The following is a 23399-nucleotide window of genomic DNA, read 5'->3' on the forward strand; positions in this document are numbered from 1 at the left end:
GGAGAACGCTATTGCTTCTGGTATAAGGGCTAAGGCAACTACAATACCTGATAGCACATCACCACGCACATTCCCAAACCATTGTTGTTGTAAAGTTTGCATACTAATCTCCTTATCTTAAATAAAATTTCTCGTTCATCATAACATAACTTTCCCAAAAAGGAACCATTATAGGAAAAATAGGAGTGAATAAAAATGTTATACGGCTATCAAAGGCCTTTATATGATGACCCAGATATGTTAGTACAATCAGATGTATTACAAAAGAGTGATAGGATTTTTAAAGAGACGCATGGTCAAGCAAAAAAGCGTCATGCTTTAGAAGAGTTATTGTTGGAAATGAAAGCAGGCGATATTCTTCAAGTGTCTCGCTTTTTTGCATTAGCTGATACAACGAGACACCTTGAAGAATTACTGAAAATCTGCGCTCATGATGGTGTCACAATTCATTTTATAGAAGACGATATAACATCAGTAGAGTTACTAGAAAAGCCTTTGTTAGATGTGCTAAATCGCTTTTTAGAATTTCAAAGTGATATTATCAAACAATCCACCATGTTAGGTATGATGCAAGCAAAAGAGAAAGGTAAAGTACTAGGGAGACCAAGAAAAGCAGATGAAAATGTGAAACGAGCGATTGCGATGTATCAAACGGGCCAACATACGTTGTTTGATATTAAGAATGAGACAGGGATTAGTAAGTCCACGCTTTATCGTTATTTAGAATTGTTAGATGACTAGTTTAAGTAGTATCATTTATACAAGAAAAGCCGTTACTTACCAGGATAAAACCTAGTAGGTGACGGCTTTTTTATTTCTATTTTAAATTATCAATAGCGTATTGAGCTTCTTCTGCAGTAAATTTTTCACCATACTCAGAAATAAGTTGTTCATAAATACCTGAATCAGACATACTCATTCTCTCTGCGTACGTTTCAGCTTTCTTTAACGCATTTTCTTTCCAATCGACATCAAGATTATCAATAGCGTATTGAGCAGGTTCCACTACAGTCTCTGTTTGTTTTTCGCTCTTAGCTACTTCCTCTTTAGGTTTTGTTTCATTGTTATCTTTAGGTGAAGCGATTGCTCCTATAATGAATAACGCCACAAGAGTAATAAACCACCATTTCTTATAAAAAGGTTTCTTTGTTGTTTACAACATAATCCATTCATAACTTTTATATGTATATAGTGCTATAAAAAGTTAATTATGGCTATATATATGGATTAAAAAGAAGCGAAAACCAATGAAATAAAAGCATTTTTTAAGAAGTGTTGAATTTAAGTGTATTATGTTATCATTATTCAGGTAGCAATTTCGAAAATAAATCGAAGTAGAAATCAAAAGAAAGGTTGATATAAATGAAAGATAATAGCGTACGAACCGTGAGCCTGTATACTTTAGGTTGTAAAGTAAATCATTATGAAACAGAAGCGATTTGGCAGTTGTTTCAGGCAGAGGGATATGAACGTACTGAGTTTGAACATCAAGCAGATGTGTATGTTGTGAATACTTGTACAGTGACGAATACTGGAGATAAAAAGTCACGTCAAGTTATTCGACGAGCAGTACGTCAAAATCCAGATGCTGTTATTTGTGTAACAGGCTGTTATGCACAAACCTCACCCGCAGAGATTATGGCGATTCCTGGTGTTGATATTGTAGTAGGTACACAAGACCGTACTAAAATGTTGCCGCTTATTGAACAATATAAAAAAGAACGTCAGCCGATTAATGCGGTGCGTAACATTATGAAGAATCGTGTTTACGAAGAATTAGATGTACCAGCATTTACAGATCGTACACGTGCCTCACTCAAAATACAAGAAGGCTGTAACAACTTCTGTACGTTTTGTATTATTCCTTGGGCGAGAGGTTTGATGCGTTCTCGTGACCCACAAGAAGTGATTAAACAAGCACAACAACTAGTGGATGCAGGTTATTTAGAGATTGTATTAACAGGTATTCATACAGGTGGCTATGGTGAAGATTTAAAAGACTATAACTTGGCACAGTTACTGCGTGATCTTGAAGCGAATGTTAAAGGTTTAAAGCGTCTACGCATCTCTTCTATTGAAGCATCTCAATTATCAGACGAAGTGATTGACGTATTGCGTGAGTCAAACATTGTTGTAAATCATTTGCATATTCCAATTCAATCAGGTTCAGATACCGTATTAAAACGCATGCGTCGCAAGTATACAATGGCGTTTTTCTCAGATCGTATTACACGTCTAACGGAAGCTTTGCCAAATTTAGCTGTAACATCAGATGTCATTGTCGGTTTCCCAGGTGAAACGGAAGAAGAATTTATGGAGACATATCATTTTATACGTGATCATAAATTTTCAGAGTTACACGTTTTCCCTTATTCAAAACGTACGGGTACACCAGCTGCTCGTATGACAGATCAAATCGATGAAGAAATAAAAAATGAGCGAGTGCACCGTTTACTTGAGTTAAATAATCAATTAGCAAAAGAGTATGCTAGTCGCTTTGAAGGCGATGTAGTTGAAATTATTCCTGAAGAACGTTTCAAAGAAGGTGATGAACAATTATATGTAGGTTATACAGATAATTATTTGAAAGTGGTCTTTGACGGTGATGAATCATTAATCGGTCAATTAGTGAAAGTGCGTATTACTAAAGCGGGCTATCCATATAATGAAGGTCAATTTGTACGTGTGGTGGGGCAAGAAGTCGAAGAAAGAACACAACGTGTAGAGCGTATTGTGTAATGTTTGATAGGCGAAAGCATGTTGTGCATTTTTTTGAGAAGAGAAAATGACATAGCATGCTTTTGTCTAGTAATAAAAACTTGATGATTTCAGGAAAAAAATTATAATACATTAATATAAAGTATTTTAGTTTAAACACAAAGAAATAGGGAAATACATATCAGATAAGTAGATGGGGGGGTGTGAAATGAAGTTTTTGGAAGAGAATAATGAGCAAGATGACCTGGTATGTGTCATCATTCCAGATGGTATCGTAGGAGATATTGATGATTTTAGTAATTATGATCCTAATCGTATTGCTCACTACACTATAAAGAATCAGCAGCTCTTATTATATATGACGGAAGAAAATCGCCAACTAGCCTTACAGGACTTTAAAAGTATGGTGCAAGCTTTTAAAGAACAAGTGGATACTTGCGAAGACATTGAAGTAGCCTCGTATGCTAAATTTGAATGTAATGATGATTTAACCGTTTTAGATTTTTATATGCAACAAGCCGACTATCGCTCTGATATTTTTACAGCCATTATAGAATCTACATTAGTAATTGATGTCCTTTATTATCAACTGTATGCAGGTAATATAAAACCTTGCATAAAAGTACGTTACTTTTCAAAAGATAGTCACACTTTATACGAAACATTACAGTTTGACCATACATAATGAAATAGCTTATCAATAGGTCCTATGCTATGATATAAGAGGTACGTACATCTAAAATAAAGGAGTTTTTCAAGATGACTAAAAAATATGCCTCGCTAATTGACCATACATTACTTAAAGCAGACACAACAAAAACACAAATTACTACACTTTGTGAGGAAGCTAAACAATATCAATTTGCTTCTGTTTGTATCAATCCAACATGGGTAAAAACATGTGCAACATTATTGCAAGGTTCACAGGTAGCTGTTTGTACCGTAATTGGTTTTCCGTTAGGTGCAACAACAACAGCCAATAAAGTGTTTGAGACAAAAGATGCGATTCAAAATGGCGCTACAGAAGTGGATATGGTAATTAATATTGGTGCTTTAAAAGATAAAGACGATGAACAAGTGTTACAAGATATCAAAGCAGTTGTTGAAGCTGCAAATAAACAAGCACTTGTAAAAGTGATTATTGAAACGTGTTTATTAACAGAGGAAGAAAAAGTACGTGCTTGTGTATTAAGTAAACAAGCTGGTGCCGATTTTGTAAAAACATCAACAGGTTTTTCAACAGGTGGAGCGACTGTAGAAGATGTTGCCTTAATGCGTAAAACGGTAGGTGAACATATTGGTGTTAAAGCTTCAGGTGGTGTGCGTAATGCAGAAGATGTTGCTTTAATGATACAAGCTGGTGCTACCCGTATTGGTGCAAGTTCAGGCGTTGCAATTGTAAGTGGGGATACAGCAAATTCAAGTTATTAATTCTTATTGTTTCTGTTGACCAATCTGCTATATTACGGTATAATTTTCTAGTACACAGCTACTTTATTTTAAGTTGTTGTGTGATGTGTGTTCGGAGGGAGGGAAAGAGATATGTCAAAAACTGTCGTTCGCAAAAACGAATCGCTTGAAGATGCTCTTCGTCGCTTCAAACGTACTGTTTCAAAAAGTGGTACAATTCAGGAAGTAAGAAAGCGCGAATTCTACGAAAAACCTAGCGTAAAACGTAAAAAGAAATCAGAAGCTGCACGTAAACGTAAGTGGTAATTTAGTTTTTACTCAAGTCCCTACGTTAAAAACACGCAATTTGATTGATTACTGAACAGACAATTGATATACCTGAATGGAAATTTATTTCCATTCAGGTATTTTGCATTTTTAGCACTTTTTTTGAAACTTTTCTCGTTTAGTCCCGTACATTATAGTAAAGGTAAGAAGAGAGGAGGTAATGATGTGCAAAAAGGTAAACAAATTAGGCTGTTTATCTTAACAATACTATTGATTGGTTTTCTCATTCCTAGTGTAGCGCTCGTAACAAAAGCAGAAGCAAAGTCCAACGTCATTTATCATATCCCTATTCATGAAGATATTGAAAAAGGACTCCATGCATTTTTACAACGTGCTTTTAAAGAAGCCGAGCAAAATCAAGCAGATGCCATTATATTAGATATTCATACGCCAGGTGGTTTCACGAATGCAGCAGGCAATATTGCCAAGTTAATGGATGCGACAAATATTCGTACAATTGCGTATATTAACAAAGATGCCTTATCAGCAGGTGCATTTTTAGCATTACATGCTGATGAAGTATATATGACACCTAATGGTACAATGGGAGCAGCTGGAATTATTGAACAATCTGGTAAAGATGCAGACAAAAAGGTGCAGAGTGCATGGATTAAACAAATGAAAGCAGCTGCAGAAACAAAAGCAGGCAAAGACCCTATTTATGCGATGGCAATGGCAGATAAAGATATTGACTTGCCAGAATTAGGTTCACCAAAGGGCGAGTTCTTGACATTGTCTGCTAAGGAAGCCGAGCAAGTTAAGTATTCACAAGGCACAGCAGCTACATTACAAGACGTATTGCAGGCTACACAATTAAATGATCATGAAATGATACAAGTAGAGCCTACTTTTTTTGAGCATGTAGCACGCTTTATTACCAATCCGATTGTTATTCCTATTTTATTATCTATTGCTAGTTTGGGCTTGATTATCGAATTATACTCACCAGGCTTTGGGATTTCAGGAGCGATGGGGTTAATTTCACTTGTGTTGTTCTTTTTTGGCCATTTAGTAGCAGGCTTTGCTGGATATGAAACGATTTTACTTTTTATATTAGGTGCAGCATTAATAGGTGCAGAATTTTTCATACCAGGTGGAATTGTTGGTATAATAGGTATAGGAGCAGTTATTGCTAGTATTGTCATGGCAGGTGCTGATGTTACGCATATGCTGATTTCCGTGTTAATTGCAATAAGTGTTGCAATAGTAGGGATGGTGATTATTATGAAGGTATTTGGTAAAAAATTGACCATATTAAATAACCTTGTTTTAAAAGACGCTACTACAACTGAGGATGGCTACGTTTCTAATGTGAATCGTATTGATTTAATAGGGCGCACTGGAAAAACAGTGACACCGCTTCGTCCATCAGGTATTATGGACATTCAAGGTGAGCGCTTAGATGTAGTGAGTGAAGGTGCTTATATTGAAGCAGGTAAAATGGTTGTAATTATTAAAGTGGAAGGCTCTCGCATTGTAGTGAGAGAAGAGAGGGAGGAAGCATAATGGATATTTCTTCAATGTCAACAATCGGTTTAATTTTTGCGCTTGTTGTATTGTTAATCGTATTAGCTGTATTTTTCACATTTGTGCCAATCGCGTTATGGATTTCGGCATTAGCAGCAGGTGTTAAAGTAAGTATTTTCACATTAATAGGTATGCGCTTACGTCGTGTTATTCCATCACGTATCGTTAACCCATTAATTAAAGCTCATAAAGCAGGGTTACCTGTAACCATTAATCAGTTAGAAAGTCATTATTTAGCAGGTGGTAATGTAGACCGCGTAGTTAACGCATTAATTGCTGCACACCGTGCTAATATTGAGTTAACATTCGAACGTTGTGCGGCTATTGACTTAGCAGGCCGTGATGTATTAGAAGCAGTACAAATGTCAGTAAACCCTAAAGTAATCGAAACACCATTTATTGCAGGTGTTGCTATGAATGGTATTGAAGTAAAAGCAAAAGCACGTATTACAGTACGCGCTAATATTGAGCGTCTTGTTGGTGGTGCGGGTGAAGATACAATTGTAGCTCGTGTTGGTGAAGGTATTGTTTCGACAATTGGTTCTTCTGTGAGCCACACGCAAGTATTAGAAAACCCAGATATGATTTCTCAAACCGTGTTAGCTAAAGGTTTAGACTCAGGGACAGCTTTTGAAATTTTATCAATTGATATTGCAGACGTTGATGTTGGTAAAAATATCGGTGCAGAATTACAAATTGAACAAGCTGAAGCTGATAAAAATATTGCTCAAGCAAAAGCAGAAGAACGTCGTGCAATGGCTGTAGCGAAAGAACAAGAAATGTTAGCTAAGGTACAAGAGATGAAAGCGAAAGTAGTAGAAGCCGAAGCTGAAGTACCTATGGCAATGTCAGAAGCTTTACGCACAGGAAATTTAGGTGTTATGGATTTAGTTAACTACAATAATATTCAAGCAGATACATCTATGCGTGAATCAATTGCTAAAGGCTCAAAAAATGACAAGCATGACGAGCAGAATTAACTTCTTCAATTGGCGAAAGGAGTGACGCTCTAAAATGGAAGCTTTTATTATTTTCATCATTATCTCAATTATTGGTACAGTGATTGATCGTGTAAATAAATCAAAAGAGAGTAACGAAAACAGTAAAAACCCATCTCAGAAACATGCGCCAAAACCTGTTCCAACAAAAGCTAAGCCTGCTAAAGGTTATAAGGCACAGCCTGTTAAACCAGTGACAAGTCCAACTAAAAAACCGACCTTTGAAGAATTTGCACGAGAAATGCTAGGTGATGTTAAGCCTGTTGCACGAGAAGTGGTAAGTGAGCCTGTAAAATCACCGCCACCTGAACCGAAGCGGAGAGAAATAGTAGAACGTGCAAAACGTGAACCTTTACAAAATCGCTCTACTCGCCCAGCATTAATGGCAGATCGTCAAATAGTAAAAGTAGAAAAAGCTGAGCAAGAGACATCCAATACAGGACAAGCACAACAGCAGCTTATGCAAGCAATTGTAATGGCGGAGATTTTAGGTAAACCAAAATCAAAACAACAACGTGTACGTTAAATATAATGAGGCTGTCTAGAGAATAATTTCTAGCAGCCTTATTTTTATCGATAGACAAATGTTTTACAGTATACGTAATATAGTGATAAAGTAAGAGTGTTTAGTACATGTGAAGGAGAATGATGGATGACAGAGAAACTAACGACCTTGCACGTCGATAACCCGAATGAAGCCATTATGCTACTAGGTATGGCAGATGCGAATATGAAAATGGTGGAAGAAGCGTTTAATGTACATATTATTACACGTGGTGAAACCATATCATTATCGGGTGAAGAAACAAATAAAGAACGAGTAACAGCTGTGTTAGATGCTTTATTGCAAGTCATCCGTAAAAATATCAATATTGATATGCGTGATGTGGCATCTGCTATTGAAATGGAACATAAAGGTACGTTGGAGTTTTTCTCATCCCTATATGATGAAGAAATTGCACGCACAGCAAAAGGTAAACCCATTCGAGCAAAAACAATTGGTCAACGCGAATATATTCGTGCGATCCGTCACCGCGATCTTGTATTTGGCATTGGGCCTGCGGGTACGGGTAAAACATACTTAGCGGTTGTGATGGCAACACAAGCGTTACGGACAGGGCAAGTGAAGCGCATTATTTTAACGCGTCCAGCTGTAGAAGCTGGTGAGTCTCTAGGTTTCTTACCAGGGGACTTAAAAGAGAAAGTAGATCCTTATTTACGTCCCTTATATGACGCCTTACATGATATTTATGGAGCTGAACAGACGGATCGTTTAATCGAACGCGGTACAATTGAAATTGCCCCGCTTGCTTATATGCGAGGTCGTACGTTAGACGATGCATTTGTGATTTTAGACGAGGCACAAAATACAACACATCCCCAAATGAAAATGTTTTTAACTCGCTTAGGTTTTGGCTCTAAGATGGTTGTCACAGGAGACAAGACGCAAATCGACTTACCACGCAATACAGAATCGGGCTTAATTAAAGCGGAGCGGATTTTACAAGGTGTAGAAGATATTCATTTTCAAATTTTAGAGCAAGGTGATGTGGTACGCCATCCGATGGTTGCTAAAATTATTCAAGCTTATGGAGAGAATGAAAACTAAAGCGTTGAAAAATTGTAACAGCTACAATAAAATGTGGCTGTTTTTTGTTTTTTTACAGTAAAATCTCTAAGAAATTGGTATGATAGAAAGTGGAAAGGAGTGCGTAGTTTGGATAAGACAATTGATAAAATAATGAAGTTGATCAACTTTCGTTATTTTTTAATTATTGTACTACTCATTACAGGTGTATTACAGTTTTTCTTAATGTTAGGTAACGTACAGGGAAGAACATACGATGTCAAACCATTACAACTTGCACCTGACACCATTCGTTCAACAAAAACAATTGAAGACTCCTATAAAACAGAGCAAGAGAAAAAGCGTATAGTAGAAGAGGTTAATCCTGTTTATGTGTACAATGAAGCCATTGTTACACAGCGTACAGCTATTGTTACGTCGCTGTTTGATTATGTCATAAGTGTAAAAAAAGAAGCGGCAGCTAGTGACAAGGAAGTACCAATGGAGGAACAAGTTAAACAGTTAAAAAAGAAATTTAATTCGATTGATGATAATGAAATTTCCATTGCATTATCAGATGAGCAATTGACAGCATTACTAAGTTTAGATGAAAAAGACTTACAATATGCAACAACAGAGCTAAATGATTATGTAAAAGCAACATTAGAAAATCCTATTCGTGATAATTATGTAGAGGATGAGCGTAATGCTATTGAATCTAAAGTGCGTTTACGCATGAATTTGAATAGCAAAGCATTAGATGCTGTTGCCCAGATTGCCCGTAGTAGCATCGTTGAAACAGAAACACTAGATGATGCACAAACAAAGAAGCTAATTGAGCAAGCTAAATCTAATGTGGAGCCAACACGTATTTTACAAGGTCAAATTATTGTGCAAGAAGGTCAAATTATTGATACAGAAATGTATCGACAATTAGAGTTGCTTGGTATGACAGATGGCAAAAGTTCAATGAAGCCTGTAGTAGGGATTTTATTGTTGATTTTATTACAAATGTCCTTTATGTTTATTTTATTTGAGCGTTGGGATTCAGATATGCGGAAGAAACGCAATGCCTTGCTCGTGACGGCTATCGTGTATTCCATATCGATTGTTTTAATGAAGATTTTAAGTATTATTGCTACAGATTTTGATTTTGTTATTGCATTTTTCTATCCTACTGCATTAGCTACGATGCTTGTGCGTTTGCTAGCTAATGACCGTGCTGCTGTACTTGTAACTGTAATGACTGCTGCGTCGGCTGGGGTTATCTTCCAAGAAGGTTACTCATCTGTACTGCAAATGGAGATTGCTCTCTATATTATTTTTGGCGGTTTTGCAAGTTTGTTCTTTATGCGTAGTGTGGAAAAGCGCACACATATTTTAACAGCAAGTGGTATTGTCACAGTAGTAAATTTACTCTTTATCTTGTTTTATTTATTAATGACGCAAGCCAATTACGGTATGAAGGAATTAGGGGTATATGCTATTGCTGCTGCTGTATCAGGTTTTATGTCAGGTACATTAACGATGGGCTTATTACCATTTTTTGAATCTGCTTTCGGCATTTTATCAACGTTACGCCTTATTGAATTATCAAATCCTAATCATCCTTTATTAAAGAAACTACTTGTTGAGACGCCAGGGACCTATCATCATAGTGTGATGGTAGCTAACTTAGCTGAAGCAGCATGTGAAGAAATTGGGGCAGATGGTTTGCTCGCCCGTGTAGGTTGTTATTACCACGATGTTGGCAAGACATTTAGACCAACCTTCTTTATTGAAAATCAGATGGCAGGGATGAATCCGCACGATGCTATGCCACCTGAGAAGAGTGCGGAAATTATTATCGCGCATACGACAGATGGCGCCGATTTACTACGTAAACACAAAATGCCAGATGAAATCATTGATATTGCTTTACAACACCATGGTTCGAGTTTATTAAAGTATTTTTGGTTTAAAGCCAAAGAGGAAGGCAAGGAATTAGATGAGTCTTTATTCCGTTACCCTGGGCCAAAGCCACAAACAACAGAGGCGGCTGTAATTAGTGTAGCAGACAGTGTGGAGGCGGCTGTACGTTCGATGAAGGAGCCAACACCAGAAAAAATACGTAAGTTAGTACAATCCATTATTGCAGATCGTTTAAATGATAATCAATTTGATGAGTGTGATATTTCAATTAAGCAGTTAAAAATTATTGAAGAAGTATTATGCGAAACGTTAAATGGTATTTTCCATTCACGTATTGAATACCCTAAAATGTAAGGAGAGGTGAATATGTTAACCATTGATTTTTTAGATGAAACAAAAGCTGTACAAGATCACCATATTGACCTTGTCGAAAAACTACTACAACATGCTATCGCATCAGAAGGAATCAAGGAAGATGCCGAAATTTCAGTGACTTTTGTCACGAATGAAGCGATACAGGCGATTAATAAACAATATCGCAATAAGGATCGTGCTACGGATGTAATTTCGTTTGCATTAGAAGAGATGGGTGAAGAAGAGATAGCCGTTCAAGTAGAGGGGATGCCAAGAGTGTTAGGCGATATTATTATTTCAATTGATCGTGCTGTAGAACAGGCAGCTGAATATGGTCATTCATTTGAGCGTGAACTAGGCTTTTTAGCGGTACATGGTTTGTTGCATTTATTAGGTTATGATCATATGACAGCAGCAGATGAGAAAGAAATGTTTAGTAAACAAGATGCCATCTTACAATCGTATGGATTAGCGCGTGCCTAATGTTTGATATGCGTAAATTTTTCCGCTCATTTACGTTTGCTATAACAGGTGTTAGGAGTGCTATGCAGGAACAAAATTTTCGCTCACATCTATTGAGCGCTATGATTGTTATAATAGCGGGTTATTTTACAGGGTTAAGTCGAGTTGAATGGCTTATTATTATTATAGTTATTGCTTTGATGTTTGCGTTAGAGATGGTAAACACGGCGATTGAGCGAGTAGTTGATTTAGCTTCCCCCACTATTCATCCATTAGCTAAGCAAGCAAAAGATATCGCGGCAGGTGCGGTACTTGTGTTTGCTCTAGCAAGTGCGATAATAGGCTTACTAATTTTTTTACCAAAATGGTTATAGATAGGAGTTTTTTATGAAAGAAAAGTTGATACAGGCAGCATTACAAGCAAAAACAGCTGCCTATGTGCCGTATTCTAAATTTCCTGTTGGTGCTGCGCTATTAACAGCAGATGGCGAAGTTTATAAAGGATGTAATATTGAGAATGCCAGTTTTGGATTAACAAATTGCGCAGAACGTACAGCCTTTTTTAAAGCTATCTCAGAAGGGGTGACCCAATTTACAGCTTTAGCCATAACGGCGAATACAGAAGGGCCTGTATCACCATGTGGTGCATGTCGACAAGTAATGGTGGAGTTTTGCGACCCAGCAATGCCTGTGTATTTAACGAATATGAAGGGCAATCTATTAGAAACGACGGTAGGCGAGTTATTGCCTGGCGCATTTACAACGGAGGATTTACAAGATGCAGGAAAATAAAAAATTTAAATCAGGTTTTATTTCAATTATAGGACGACCAAATGTAGGAAAGTCAACATTTTTAAATCGTGTTGTAGGACAAAAAATTGCGATTATGAGTGATAAGCCTCAAACAACTCGTAATAAAGTACAAGGTGTACTAACAACAGAAAATAGCCAATTCATTTTTATTGATACACCAGGTATCCATAAACCTAAGCATAAATTAGGTGACTTTATGTTAAAAGTATCAAAAAATACATTGCGTGAAGTAGATATTATTATGTTTATGGTGAATGCTGAGCAAAAACTAGGTCCTGGTGATGAGTTCATTATGAATTTATTAGAAGGTAATCAAACGCCAGTCTTTTTAATCGTGAATAAAATTGACCGTGTACATCCTGATAAGTTAGCAACAATTATTGAAGGATATAAAGAACGATATGACTTTGCAGAAATTGTGCCAATCTCTGCGTTAGAAGGCCATAATGTGGATCATTTATTAGAGACTGTAGAACGTTATATGCCGGAAGGGCCTCAATATTATCCAGCAGACCAAGTAACAGATCATCCCGAGCGCTTTATTATTTCGGAGTTAATTCGTGAAAAAGTATTACATTTAACACGTGAAGAGATTCCGCATTCTGTAGCAGTAGTCATTGACAAAATTCGTCGTGATGAAGAGTTTGAAAATAAAATTCGTGTATCCGCTACGATTATGGTAGAACGTGATTCACAAAAAGGCATTGTTATTGGGAAAAATGGCGCTATGTTAAAAGAAGTGGGAACGAGAGCACGTAAAGATATTGAAATGTTGTTAGGTTCTAAAGTGTATTTAGAATTATGGGTAAAAGTGCAAAAGGATTGGCGTAATAAGTCTGTGCATTTACGCGATTTTGGTTTCCGTGAGGACGAATATTAAAAAAGTGGGAGGCTTATGCCTTCCGTTTTTTCGTAAGGAGGGAATGACTTGTTACATAAGTGGGAAGGGTATGTATTACGCACACATGATTATGGTGAAGCAAATAAAGTCGTAGTCCTAATGACGCGTGAAGCGGGTAAAGTTGCAGTAATGGCGAGAGGTGCAAGGCGTCCTAAAAGTAGACTTGCTTCTATGACGCAAGTATTTACGCATGCTATGTTTATGGTACAAAAATATACAGGCATGGGCTCTTTAACACAAGGTGAACAATTAGATGCACTACGTCATTTACGCTCAGATATTACCGCAATGGCTTATGGGAGTTATATTGTTGAATTAGTGGATCGTGTCGTTGAAGAAGGTGAACCTCAACCATATGCCTTTGATATTTTACAGTATGCATTGAAAGCCATCGATGAAGAAGTAGACCCTGAAGCGATTATGCTAATTACAGAATGGAAATTATTACCTTATACAGGGGTGCAACCTATGCTAAATGGTTGTGCAGCTTGTAGTTCAACAGATGGTGAGTTTGCTTTTTCCTTCACACAGGGTGGTTTTCTCTGCCATCGTTGTTTTCATCTAGATGACTATATCATTCGGTTAAAACCTGCATATGTACGTCTCATTAGGATGTTTTACAATGTACCAGTAGATCAAATTGGTGCCATTACATTAAAGCAGGAAACAAAAAACTTTATTCATAAAATTATTTCGACAATTTATGAAGAGCAAACAGGTATACGTTTGAAATCGAAAAAATTTATTGAGCAATTAGAGCGGATGGATGCACAATTACCGAAACGAGAGTCAGACTAATAAATCGCATGAAAAAGCACTGTTGAATTTTCAACAGTGCTTTTTCGTGATTAAAATGTTAAGAAACTCTCGATATAAGCTTTGACATCCGCAATTGGCATACGTTTTTGTTCCATAGTATCACGATGACGCACAGTTACTTGGCCATCTTCTTTAGAGTCAAAGTCATATGTGATACAGAATGGTGTACCAATTTCATCTTGACGACGGTAACGTTTACCAATAGATTGTGACTCATCATAATCTACAGGGAAGTATTTACGCAAGTCAGCCCACACATCATTTGCTTCGTCTGCTAATTTTTTTGATAAAGGTAATACAGCTGCTTTAAACGGTGCTAAAGCAGGATGGAAACGCATAACGGTACGTTTATCATCACCTTCTAATGCTTCTTCTTCATAAGCATCACATAAAAAGGCTAATGTTACACGGTCAGCGCCTAAAGACGGCTCAATACAGTAAGGGACATAACGTTCATTTGAAACAGGATCGATATACGTGAAATCTTCACCAGAGTGTTCCATATGTTGTTTTAAGTCATAGTCTGTACGGTCAGCAATACCCCATAACTCGCCCCAGCCAAATGGGAATTTATATTCAATATCCGTTGTGGCATTGGAGTAGTGTGACAACTCATCTTCTTCATGGTCACGTAGGCGCATATTATCTTGTGTGATACCTAAGTCAAGTAGCCATTTTTCACAGAAATCTTTCCAGTATTTATGCCACTCAAGGTCTTCACCTGGTTTACAGAAGAATTCGAGTTCCATTTGCTCAAATTCACGTGTACGGAATGTAAAGTTACCTGGTGTAATTTCATTACGGAATGATTTTCCGACTTGGGCAATACCAAATGGTACGCGTTTACGCATAGAGCGCTGCACATTTTTAAAGTTAACAAAAATACCTTGTGCTGTCTCAGGACGTAGGAAGATTTCATTTGTTGAAGACTCTGTTACACCTTGGAAAGTTTTAAACATTAAGTTGAATTGGCGAATATCTGTGAAGTCTTGTTTACCACAATCTGGACAAGTTACATCTAATTCATCCATTTTTTCTTTCATTTGATCAAAGCTCATACCATCAACAATAATTTCTTTTCCAGTTTTTGATAATGAAGCATCTTCAATTAATTTATCAGCACGATGACGTGATTTACATGCTTTACAGTCAATCATTGGATCGTTAAAGTTACCAATATGACCAGAAGCTTCCCATGTTTTTGGGTTCATTAAAATCGCTGCGTCAAGTCCTACGTTATAAGCAGATTCTTGTACGAATTTTTGCCACCAAGCTTTTTTGATATTATTTTTTAATTCCACACCTAGTGGACCATAATCCCAAGTATTTGCCAGACCACCATAAATTTCAGAGCCTGGGAATACGAAGCCACGATGTTTTGCTAAACTAACAATTGTTTCCATTGATTTTGCCATAATGAATGACCTCCTCATAATAAAAGCACCCGTCTCCGGGCACATAATATGCCCAGGGACGAGTGCTATACCCGCGGTTCCACCCTGATTGTTTACAAAATTGTAAACCACTTTCCACACAATTGGCTCGGAGTTGCCGTTTCATTTTTTCGCGTAGACTCTCACTATACTCTACTCGCTGCAATTTGAAAAAATTACTTATAGACTCGTCATTGCCTGTATATACGTGAAAGACTATCATTTTTTTAAACGAATGTCAATATTCTAATTGATATTTCTTTTCTTAGCAATCAAGGTGAAAATAGTATATAATAATTAAGCATTAAGTATAACACATAACATTTTGAGGCGGTGAGTCAAATCGAACTCAATCAACGTCAGGAAGAAATTTTACAGATTGTTAAAGAAAACGGACCAATCACAGGTGAACATATTGCAGACCGTTTAAATTTAACACGCGCAACTTTGCGTCCTGACTTAGCAATTCTTACCATGTCAGGCTTTTTAGATGCTAGACCAAGAGTAGGCTATTTTTATTCAGGTAAAAAAACATCGGCATCACTTTATGAAAGTGTATCTAAACTTAAAGTGGAAGATTTTTATTCATCACCAGTTAAGGTTTCAGAGAATATGACGGTTTATGAAGCGATTTGTCATATGTTTGCAGAGGATGTTGGGACTTTATTTGTAGTAGACGACGATAATTTTTTAACGGGCGTACTATCACGTAAAGACTTGCTTCGCACAAGCATAGGCTCACAAGATTTAAATAAAATTCCCGTACACATTATTATGACCCGCATGCCTAATATTTCGCACTGTAAGAAGAAAGATTCTTTAATGACAGCAGCTAAAAAGCTTATTGAAAGAGAAGTAGATTCCTTACCAGTTGTAATTGAACGTAAAAAAGGAATAGAAGTAATAGGCAGATTAACAAAAACAAACATTACACGCGCATTTATTTCGCTAATTGAAACAGAGACAAATGAAGAGGCGGTTACAGAGTGAAAGGTATTAAAGTATTTGTGATATCCGATTCCGTCGGTGAAACAGGTGAACAAGTGGCAAAAGCAGTACTGAGCCAGTTTAGACCTAATTATGAGGAGACTGTGATTCGAAGATTTCCCTATACACGTACCGAAGAAGGTTTAACAAAAATCATTCATTATGCTAGTGTAAAAGGCGCTATGGTCATTTATACGTTAGTAAAAAATGAAATGCGTACACTCGCTGCCACACTATGCACAGAACAAGGTGTACATGGCATTGATGTACTTGGCCCAGTAATTGGTGCTATGGATAACATATTGGATGAGGCGCCGCTAGAAAAGCCAGGCATTATGCATCAACTAGATGAAGATTATTTTAAAAAGATTGAAGCGATCGAATTTGCTGTAAAATATGATGATGGCAGAGACCCAAGAGGTTTACTACAAGCGGATATTGTACTGATTGGGGTATCGCGCACTTCAAAAACGCCATTGTCCCAGTATTTAGCACATCAACGATTTAAAGTGGCAAATGTACCGTTAGTGCCTGAGGTAGACCCACCTAAAGAGCTGTTTCAAGTGCCTAAGGAGAAGTGCATTGGACTTGTGATTTCACCTGAAAAGCTGAACTTTATACGTCAAGAACGTTTGTTGGCTTTAGGCTTAAATAATGATGCATTATATGCACAACACTCTCGTATTGAGGAAGAATTGCAATACTTTAATCGCATCGTCGAACAAATTGGCTGTCAGGTGATTGATGTAACAAATAAAGCGGTAGAAGAAACAGCAAATCGCATTATTCGACACTTACACGAACAAAAACAGTAGGCGCTTTTAGCAATATGCTAAAGCGTTTTTTGAATGCTTCTAGTAGTTTTATTTGTTAGAATGCTTTATAATAATAAAATTGTGTCAGAGAAAAGAGGCTGAAAAAAACCTTGTTTTTTTTACGGAAAAATAGAGGTTTTTTCTAACTTATCTCGAAATACGTATATTGAAGGTGAGAGAATGGCATCAAAAATACCAGAAGAGGTAATTGAACAAATCCGATCACAATCCGATATTGTAGATGTTGTGAGTGAATATATGCAATTAACGAAACGTGGTCGCAACTATTTTGGTCTTTGTCCTTTTCATGGCGAACAGACGCCATCCTTTTCCGTTTCTACAGATAAGCAAATCTTTCACTGCTTTGGTTGTGGCGCTGGTGGCAATGCATTTACTTTTGTCATGGATATTGAAGGGATTACATTTCCAGAAGCAGTTGCTAAACTGGGCGAGCGAGCAGGTTTAGCTGTTGAGGCACCAACTGTTACAGCTAAACCTGTATCTGCCACTGAAACACGCATGAAGGAAGCGCATGAATTTGTAGCCTCCTTTTTCCATCATATTTTGATGAATACAGAAGATGGCGAGCATGCTTTGCAATATTTAAAAGACCGCGGTTTTAGCGAAGAAATGATTATCGATTATCAACTAGGGTACGCATTGCCTAATTTTGATACGTTAACGATTTTGTTAGAGCGCCAAGGTTTTGATATTCAAGAAATGGCGGCATGTGGCTTATTAGTAGAGCGTGATGATGGCTCCTATTTTGATCGTTTTCGTGAACGCGTTATGTTTCCCATCCGCGATGACCGTGGAAAAGTAATTGCTTTTTCAGGCAGGGTACTTGTCACGAATAAGGAAGAGGCCAAATACTTAAATAGTCCAGAGTCTCCTATTTTCCATAAGAGTGAAGTGTTATATAACGTAGACCGAGCTCGGCCAGCCATTCGGAAACAGCGTCGAGCTGTTTTAATGGAAGGTTTCATGGATGTATTAGCAGCTACTACAGCTGGTGTAACGAATGCTGTTGCCACGATGGGTACATCATTGACAGACCAACATTGTCACAAATTAAAGCGATTAGCGGATAACATCACATTATGTTATGACGGTGACCAAGCAGGTCTTGACGCAGCTAAAAGAGCAGGAGCTTTGTTACAACAGATGAATCTTGCTGTTGAAGTAGCCATTTTACCAGATGGTCTTGACCCAGATGATTATATTAAGACGCGTGGGAAAGAAAATTTTGCAGAAAACATCATCGAACATCCTCAAGCTTATTTAGCGTTTATTATGCATCATGCAAGAAAGAATAAAAACTTTCAGCATGAGAATGACGTTTTACAATATGTAAGGGAAGTGTTAGAAGAGTTGGCAAAGCGTCACTCCCCTATGGAGCGCGATCTTTATATTCGTCAACTAGCGCAAGAAACTGGCATATCTGAAGAAGCTATTTATGCGGATTATCGTAAATTAGAGCAGCAGACAAAAACAATTGTACAACCTACACAAACGGTAAATATTCCAACCGATACAAAAGTATTGTCGCATTATGAAAGAGCAGAGCGATTATTATTGGCACATATGTTAGCTGATGCAGACATTGTTCACCATGTATTATTGCAAGAAAATGATGCGGCACCATTTATTCGTGATGTGTATAACACAGTATTTATTTATTTAATACGCTTCTATGAAGAATATCAACATGCAGATGTTCAACGTTTTACAGAGATATTGCCAGAGCAAGATTTACGTAAAATTGTAGCAGAAGCAGCGTTGATGGAGTGTAATGAGGATTCACGTACAGAAGAAGTAAATGATTGTTTAGCAAGTTTAAAAAAAGCACGTATTCAACATTCCATTGATGAAAAAGAGCACAAATTAAAAGAAATGATTAAGCTGCAAGAAACTGCTGAAGCAAACAAACTGGCAATGGAAATCATTCATTTGCAAAGAGTGCTGCGAGGAATGTAATCGGTGTAATTGTTTAGAAGGAGGAAGGTTTATGGCGAATCAGTCTGAACGTTCAAAAGAAGTAGAAGTTGAAATTTCATTAGATGAGGCAAAGAAATTATTACAAGCTGCTGCAAAAGAAGCTGGTGAAATTTCAATGAAGGAAATTTCAAAAAAACTAGCGCCTTATGAGCTTGAAAATGAGGAGATTTTCCATTTTGCAGAAGACCTCGAAAAAAATCAAGATATTCAAATCATCGGTAAGGAAAAATTTGAAGAGGAAAGTCTACAAAAAGAGGAAGCAAGTGAAGAAACATTTGACCTGAACGATTTAAGTGTGCCACCAGGTGTTAAGATTAACGACCCTGTGCGCATGTATTTAAAAGAAATTGGTCGTGTTGATTTACTGTCGGCAGAGGAAGAGGTTGCGTTAGCTGAACGTATCGAGCAAGGCGATGAAGAAGCTCGCAAACGTTTAGCGGAAGCTAACTTGCGTTTAGTTGTTTCGATTGCTAAGCGTTATGTTGGACGAGGCATGTTGTTCCTAGACTTAATTCAAGAAGGTAATATGGGGCTTATTAAGGCGGTAGAAAAATTCGACCATAGCAAAGGTTTCAAATTCTCTACGTATGCCACTTGGTGGATTCGACAAGCAATTACACGTGCTATTGCAGACCAAGCAAGAACAATTCGTATTCCTGTGCACATGGTGGAAACGATCAATAAACTAATCCGTGTTCAGCGTCAATTATTACAGGATTTAGGGCGTGAACCAACACCAGAAGAAATTGGTGAAGAGATGGATATTACACCTGAAAAAGTGCGTGAAATATTAAAAATTGCACAAGAGCCCGTATCATTAGAGACACCCATTGGAGAGGAAGATGACTCACACCTAGGTGACTTTATTGAAGACTCAGAAGCGCAATCTCCATCAGACCACGCAGCTTATGAGCTATTAAAAGAACAATTAGAGGATGTATTAGATACATTAACAGACCGCGAAGAAAATGTCTTACGTTTACGTTTTGGTTTAGATGATGGTCGTACACGTACGCTTGAAGAAGTAGGTAAAGTATTTGGCGTTACGCGCGAACGTATTCGTCAAATTGAGGCAAAAGCGCTACGTAAATTACGTCATCCTTCACGCAGTAAACGTCTGAAAGATTTCTTAGAATAATAATTAGACAAGAACAGTGAACTAAAATAATTATTTTAGTTTGCTGTTTTTGTTTGTTAAATATAACGTTGCAAAATTTTTTGTTAATTAATCATTACTTTAGTAACATGAATAGTAATCGTAAATCGCATAAAATAGTAATGATACATAATAAGAAATATAGGACGTTTGGAGAAGGAGAATATGACAACCCCAAGGAAAAAAATAATACTTAATGAAATTTTATTTTGGAAGCAAAATAAATTGTTACCAGAGCATTATTGTGATTTTTTAGCTACACTTTACAATGAAGGACAAGATGAAGTAAGTGAGGAAGAGGCAAAAGCTAAACAAGCTATACTCGCTCAAGAGAAAAAGAGAAATACCATCATTACTACTGCTTTGATGATTGGTACCGTGCTCACATTTATAGGTATGTTTATCTTTACTACTTTTTCGTGGGTTTTTACAATGTTAGGTATTATCGTGACAACGTTACTTTTTGTTAGAGCGAGTGTTGTACAAATGCGTGCACCATCACTTGCCATTTTATATCATATTGTCGCTGCGCTACTTGTTTTTAGCTTAACAGTCTCGCTCGCCATTACTTATTTTCCTCATTATAATATGGTTTTAATTAGTGTATTAATTGGGAATAGTATCTTATGGTTGGTCGTTGGTTTGAAACGAAAATTAGTTTATTTTACGATATCGGGTATTTGTGCGTGTGTGGTTGTAATTGCTTATAGTGTTTATATAGCATTATAATAAAAATTCACAAATTCTTCGTAATTAGTCGCTTTTTTAGGGGATTCCCTGTAAAACTTGTGTATTAGGGCTTTTAGTTTCACGCATTATGAAGTACAATATGAAGTGTTGAACTGATTCTATAATTTTATAGATATCGTACTCATTTAAATGTAGAGGGAGGGTAATCCAAATGAAAAACAGTCCAATCGTACCTTATTTATTAATCTTAGCTATGGGTATTGCTGTTATCTTTTTCTTGTCTTTAGATGGCGCAGATAAAAAGAAAGAGGCTGCGAACGGCGGTGAAGGCGGCGGAGAAACAACTGAAGTTAACGGCGAAGAAATCGCGAAAAGCAGTTGTATCGGTTGTCACGGCGGTGACCTTTCAGGTGCGTCAGGCCCAGATATCCGTGGTTTAGAAGAAGATCATATTGCAGACGTAGCAATGAATGGTCAAGGCGGTATGCCAGCTATTTTAGCAGGTAAAGAAGCAGAAGCGAAAGCAGTTGCTGAATACGTAGCAGGTCTTGAAAAATAATAAACCCAAAGCGCTGACAATTGTCAGTGCTTTTTTTATTTCATATATGAATTGATAAGCAATAGTACCGAACTCTTCTCGCTTTATGGTAAAGTATTAGAGATGATAATGTTGAAATAAAGAGAGGTCACATAAATGAATGCACAAAAACTATCAGAACGTTTAGCAGCTGTTGCATCTTTTGTTCCAACAGGCTCCACTGTTGCGGACATCGGGAGCGACCATGCTTATTTACCGTGTTATTTAATACATCAAAAGATTGCTACACATGCGATAGCAGGTGAAGTAGTGAAAGGGCCTTATGAATCCGCACGAAGCCAAGTGCAACAAGAAGGTTTAACGAATCAAGTGACGGTGCGTTTAGCCGATGGACTGCAAGCAATTACACCAGAAGACCAGGTAGACACCATTACAATTGCAGGTATGGGAGGGCCATTAATTGCGTCTATTTTAGCCAAAACACCAAGTGCACTAACGAATGTTACACGACTCATTTTACAACCTAACATTCATGCGCGTGCCATTAGAGAATGGGCTATGCATAATGGATTTGCGATTTTAGACGAAATGATTATGGAAGAGGACGATAAAATTTATGAAGTGATCGTCTTACAACGTGGTGAGATGACACTAACTGAAAAGCAATTATTATTTGGCCCGTTATTAAGCGAACGCAAAGCACCAGCCTTTATTAAAAAGTGGCAAGGAGAACTTGCTCAGTGGCATAAAATTTTAGAGGCCATCGCACAAGCTGAAAATACGACAGCAATGATAGAAAAACGGAAAGAATTACAATACAAAATAGAGATGGCGGAGGCGATTTTATCGTGAATATGACAAATGGTCAAGAAATTATTCAAGTCTTTGAATCGTGGTCACCTAAGAAATTGGCATGTATGGAAAATGATCCTATCGGTTTAGCAATAGGTACACTTAACAAACCAGTGACAAAAGTATTAGTAACGCTAGATGTTAATGATGCTGTAGTTAATGAAGCCATCGCAGAAGGTTGTGAGTTAATTATTACTCATCACCCCCCTATCTTTCGTAAATTAGCTAATTTACGCACAGATACACCAGCAGGTAAGTTGTATGAAAAAATTATTAAAAATGACATTGCTATCTATGCAGCTCATACTAACTTAGATGTAGCCCATGGTGGGGTTAATGATTTATTGGCTCAAGCATTACATTTACAAGATGTGACTTATTTGCAACAAACCTATAGTGAACCATTAATGAAACTAGCGGTATTTATTCCATATGCTCAGGCGGATGATATGCGTCAAGCATTGGCACAAGTAGGGGCAGGAGCAATTGGTGACTACAATGCTTGTAGTTTTACGGTGCAAGGTGAAGGGCGTTTTAAAGCATTAGAAGGTGCGACACCTCATGTCGGTGAAGTGGGGGAAGTCCATATTGAAGCCGAACAGCGTATTGAGGTAGTCTTTCCAGCAAGTGCTAAAAACCGTGTGTTAAAAGCGATGTTACAGCATCACCCTTACGAAGAGCCAGCCTATGATCTTTATGAGTTAGCACAACAAACTAATCAAATGGGGATTGGACGTATAGGCCGACTTACAGAGGCAATGACATTACAAGCATTTGCTCATTATGTGAAACAACAATTCCAAGTACCAGTGTTACGTATGGTTGGTGATGGTGAGGTAATGGTGCATAAAGTAGCTGTACTTGGTGGTGATGGTAATAAATATGTTCATGCAGCTCATTTTGCAGGAGCGGATGTTTTTGTGACAGGTGATATGTATTTCCATACCGCACAAGATGCTGAAGCATTAGGATTAAATATTATTGACCCTGGCCATCATGTGGAGAAGGTGATGATTGAAGGTGTTACGCAGAAGATGACAACGTTATGTGCAGCAAAAAAAATTCAAGTTACCTTTATAGCATCTACAGTGAATACAGAACCCTTCCAATTTATTTAAGGAGC

General features: G+C 37.4%; 25 protein-coding genes and 1 pseudogene. 23 read left to right on the forward strand and 3 right to left on the reverse strand.

Features of this window, described 5'->3' with window-relative positions:
- Nucleotides 1-102 (reverse strand): annotated as a pseudogene (locus tag IEW44_RS02400) (SulP family inorganic anion transporter); the annotation flags it as partial.
- 93 nt (nt 103-195) lie between these two features.
- On the opposite strand from IEW44_RS02400, the gene IEW44_RS02405 reads away from it, so the two are divergent.
- Nucleotides 196-741 carry a recombinase family protein gene (locus IEW44_RS02405; RefSeq protein WP_188613434.1) on the forward strand — a complete coding sequence of 182 codons (546 nt, stop codon included), beginning with the start codon at nt 196-198 and terminating at the stop codon, nt 739-741.
- Nucleotides 742-817: 76 nt separating this feature from the next.
- On the opposite strand, the gene IEW44_RS02410 is transcribed toward IEW44_RS02405, so the two are convergent.
- On the reverse strand, nt 818-1108 hold the full coding sequence (locus IEW44_RS02410; RefSeq protein WP_229704137.1) for an Ltp family lipoprotein: 291 nt from the start codon (nt 1106-1108) through the stop codon (nt 818-820).
- Nucleotides 1109-1362: 254 nt separating this feature from the next.
- Between IEW44_RS02410 and mtaB the strand changes: the two genes are divergently transcribed.
- The 14 genes from mtaB to recO all read left to right on the forward strand — a co-directional run bounded on the left by mtaB (nt 1363) and on the right by recO (nt 13786).
- The gene (gene mtaB / locus IEW44_RS02415; RefSeq protein WP_188613435.1) at nt 1363-2739 is read left to right on the forward strand and encodes a tRNA (N(6)-L-threonylcarbamoyladenosine(37)-C(2))-methylthiotransferase MtaB; all 1377 of its coding nucleotides are present in this window, start codon (nt 1363-1365) and stop codon (nt 2737-2739) included.
- A 187-nt stretch (nt 2740-2926) separates the two neighbouring features.
- A complete protein-coding gene (locus IEW44_RS02420; protein WP_188613436.1) occupies nt 2927-3403 on the forward strand; it encodes a hypothetical protein in 477 nt (158 codons plus the stop codon).
- 74 nt (nt 3404-3477) lie between these two features.
- Nucleotides 3478-4149 carry a deoxyribose-phosphate aldolase gene (deoC, locus tag IEW44_RS02425; RefSeq protein ID WP_188613437.1) on the forward strand — a complete coding sequence of 224 codons (672 nt, stop codon included), beginning with the start codon at nt 3478-3480 and terminating at the stop codon, nt 4147-4149.
- Nucleotides 4150-4260: 111 nt separating this feature from the next.
- Complete coding sequence (rpsU, locus tag IEW44_RS02430) at nt 4261-4434, forward strand: 30S ribosomal protein S21 (RefSeq protein WP_004227078.1); 174 nt, start codon at nt 4261-4263, stop codon at nt 4432-4434.
- A gap of 186 nt (nt 4435-4620) precedes the next feature.
- Complete coding sequence (locus IEW44_RS02435) at nt 4621-5961, forward strand: NfeD family protein (protein WP_373286122.1); 1341 nt, start codon at nt 4621-4623, stop codon at nt 5959-5961.
- Entirely contained in the window at nt 5961-6962 is a 1002-nt protein-coding gene (gene floA, locus IEW44_RS02440; protein WP_308421623.1) for a flotillin-like protein FloA, read from the forward strand. The genes IEW44_RS02435 and floA overlap by 1 nt, the downstream gene beginning before the upstream one ends.
- Before the next feature lie 34 nt (nt 6963-6996).
- Nucleotides 6997-7506: a hypothetical protein gene (locus IEW44_RS02445; RefSeq protein ID WP_188613438.1), complete on the forward strand. Its 510-nt coding sequence runs from the start codon at nt 6997-6999 to the stop codon at nt 7504-7506.
- A gap of 126 nt (nt 7507-7632) precedes the next feature.
- Nucleotides 7633-8589 (forward strand): PhoH family protein, encoded by a 957-nt coding sequence (locus IEW44_RS02450; protein ID WP_188613439.1) that lies wholly within the window; start codon nt 7633-7635, stop codon nt 8587-8589.
- Nucleotides 8590-8697: 108 nt separating this feature from the next.
- Nucleotides 8698-10812: an HD family phosphohydrolase gene (locus IEW44_RS02455; RefSeq protein ID WP_188613440.1), complete on the forward strand. Its 2115-nt coding sequence runs from the start codon at nt 8698-8700 to the stop codon at nt 10810-10812.
- Between the two features lie 12 nt (nt 10813-10824).
- The gene (gene ybeY / locus IEW44_RS02460) at nt 10825-11295 is read left to right on the forward strand and encodes an rRNA maturation RNase YbeY (protein ID WP_188613441.1); all 471 of its coding nucleotides are present in this window, start codon (nt 10825-10827) and stop codon (nt 11293-11295) included.
- 8 nt (nt 11296-11303) lie between these two features.
- Nucleotides 11304-11648: a diacylglycerol kinase family protein gene (locus tag IEW44_RS02465; RefSeq protein ID WP_188613806.1), complete on the forward strand. Its 345-nt coding sequence runs from the start codon at nt 11304-11306 to the stop codon at nt 11646-11648.
- 13 nt (nt 11649-11661) lie between these two features.
- The gene (locus tag IEW44_RS02470) at nt 11662-12066 is read left to right on the forward strand and encodes a cytidine deaminase (protein ID WP_188613442.1); all 405 of its coding nucleotides are present in this window, start codon (nt 11662-11664) and stop codon (nt 12064-12066) included.
- A complete protein-coding gene (gene era, locus IEW44_RS02475) occupies nt 12053-12967 on the forward strand; it encodes a GTPase Era (RefSeq protein ID WP_188613443.1) in 915 nt (304 codons plus the stop codon). Before IEW44_RS02470 ends, era begins: the two co-directional genes overlap by 14 nt.
- A gap of 48 nt (nt 12968-13015) precedes the next feature.
- Entirely contained in the window at nt 13016-13786 is a 771-nt protein-coding gene (gene recO / locus IEW44_RS02480; RefSeq protein WP_188613444.1) for a DNA repair protein RecO, read from the forward strand.
- 50 nt (nt 13787-13836) lie between these two features.
- Here recO and IEW44_RS02485 read toward each other — a convergent pair whose 3' ends face one another.
- A complete protein-coding gene (locus IEW44_RS02485) occupies nt 13837-15225 on the reverse strand; it encodes a glycine--tRNA ligase (RefSeq protein ID WP_373286126.1) in 1389 nt (462 codons plus the stop codon).
- Nucleotides 15226-15573: 348 nt separating this feature from the next.
- On the opposite strand from IEW44_RS02485, the gene ccpN reads away from it, so the two are divergent.
- The 8 genes from ccpN (at nt 15574) to IEW44_RS02525 (ending at nt 23394) form a co-directional block, all read left to right on the forward strand.
- Nucleotides 15574-16230: a transcriptional regulator CcpN gene (gene ccpN / locus IEW44_RS02490; protein ID WP_188613446.1), complete on the forward strand. Its 657-nt coding sequence runs from the start codon at nt 15574-15576 to the stop codon at nt 16228-16230.
- Nucleotides 16227-17042, forward strand: a complete 816-nt coding sequence (locus IEW44_RS02495; protein WP_188613447.1) for a pyruvate, water dikinase regulatory protein — start codon at nt 16227-16229, stop codon at nt 17040-17042. Before ccpN ends, IEW44_RS02495 begins: the two co-directional genes overlap by 4 nt.
- A 180-nt stretch (nt 17043-17222) precedes the next feature.
- On the forward strand, nt 17223-19019 hold the full coding sequence (gene dnaG / locus IEW44_RS02500) for a DNA primase (protein WP_188613448.1): 1797 nt from the start codon (nt 17223-17225) through the stop codon (nt 19017-19019).
- 31 nt (nt 19020-19050) lie between these two features.
- Nucleotides 19051-20178 carry an RNA polymerase sigma factor RpoD gene (gene rpoD / locus IEW44_RS02505; protein WP_188613449.1) on the forward strand — a complete coding sequence of 376 codons (1128 nt, stop codon included), beginning with the start codon at nt 19051-19053 and terminating at the stop codon, nt 20176-20178.
- Nucleotides 20179-20361: 183 nt separating this feature from the next.
- Nucleotides 20362-20925 carry a hypothetical protein gene (locus IEW44_RS02510; protein ID WP_188613450.1) on the forward strand — a complete coding sequence of 188 codons (564 nt, stop codon included), beginning with the start codon at nt 20362-20364 and terminating at the stop codon, nt 20923-20925.
- Between the two features lie 172 nt (nt 20926-21097).
- Entirely contained in the window at nt 21098-21445 is a 348-nt protein-coding gene (locus IEW44_RS02515; protein ID WP_188613451.1) for a c-type cytochrome, read from the forward strand.
- Between the two features lie 135 nt (nt 21446-21580).
- The gene (locus tag IEW44_RS02520; protein ID WP_188613452.1) at nt 21581-22276 is read left to right on the forward strand and encodes a tRNA (adenine(22)-N(1))-methyltransferase; all 696 of its coding nucleotides are present in this window, start codon (nt 21581-21583) and stop codon (nt 22274-22276) included.
- Entirely contained in the window at nt 22273-23394 is a 1122-nt protein-coding gene (locus IEW44_RS02525) for a Nif3-like dinuclear metal center hexameric protein (RefSeq protein ID WP_188613453.1), read from the forward strand. Before IEW44_RS02520 ends, IEW44_RS02525 begins: the two co-directional genes overlap by 4 nt.
- Nucleotides 23395-23399: the final 5 nt, after the last annotated feature.

This window comes from Lysinibacillus alkalisoli, from assembly GCF_014643595.1.
Classification (GTDB): domain Bacteria; phylum Bacillota; class Bacilli; order Bacillales_A; family Planococcaceae; genus Metalysinibacillus; species Metalysinibacillus alkalisoli.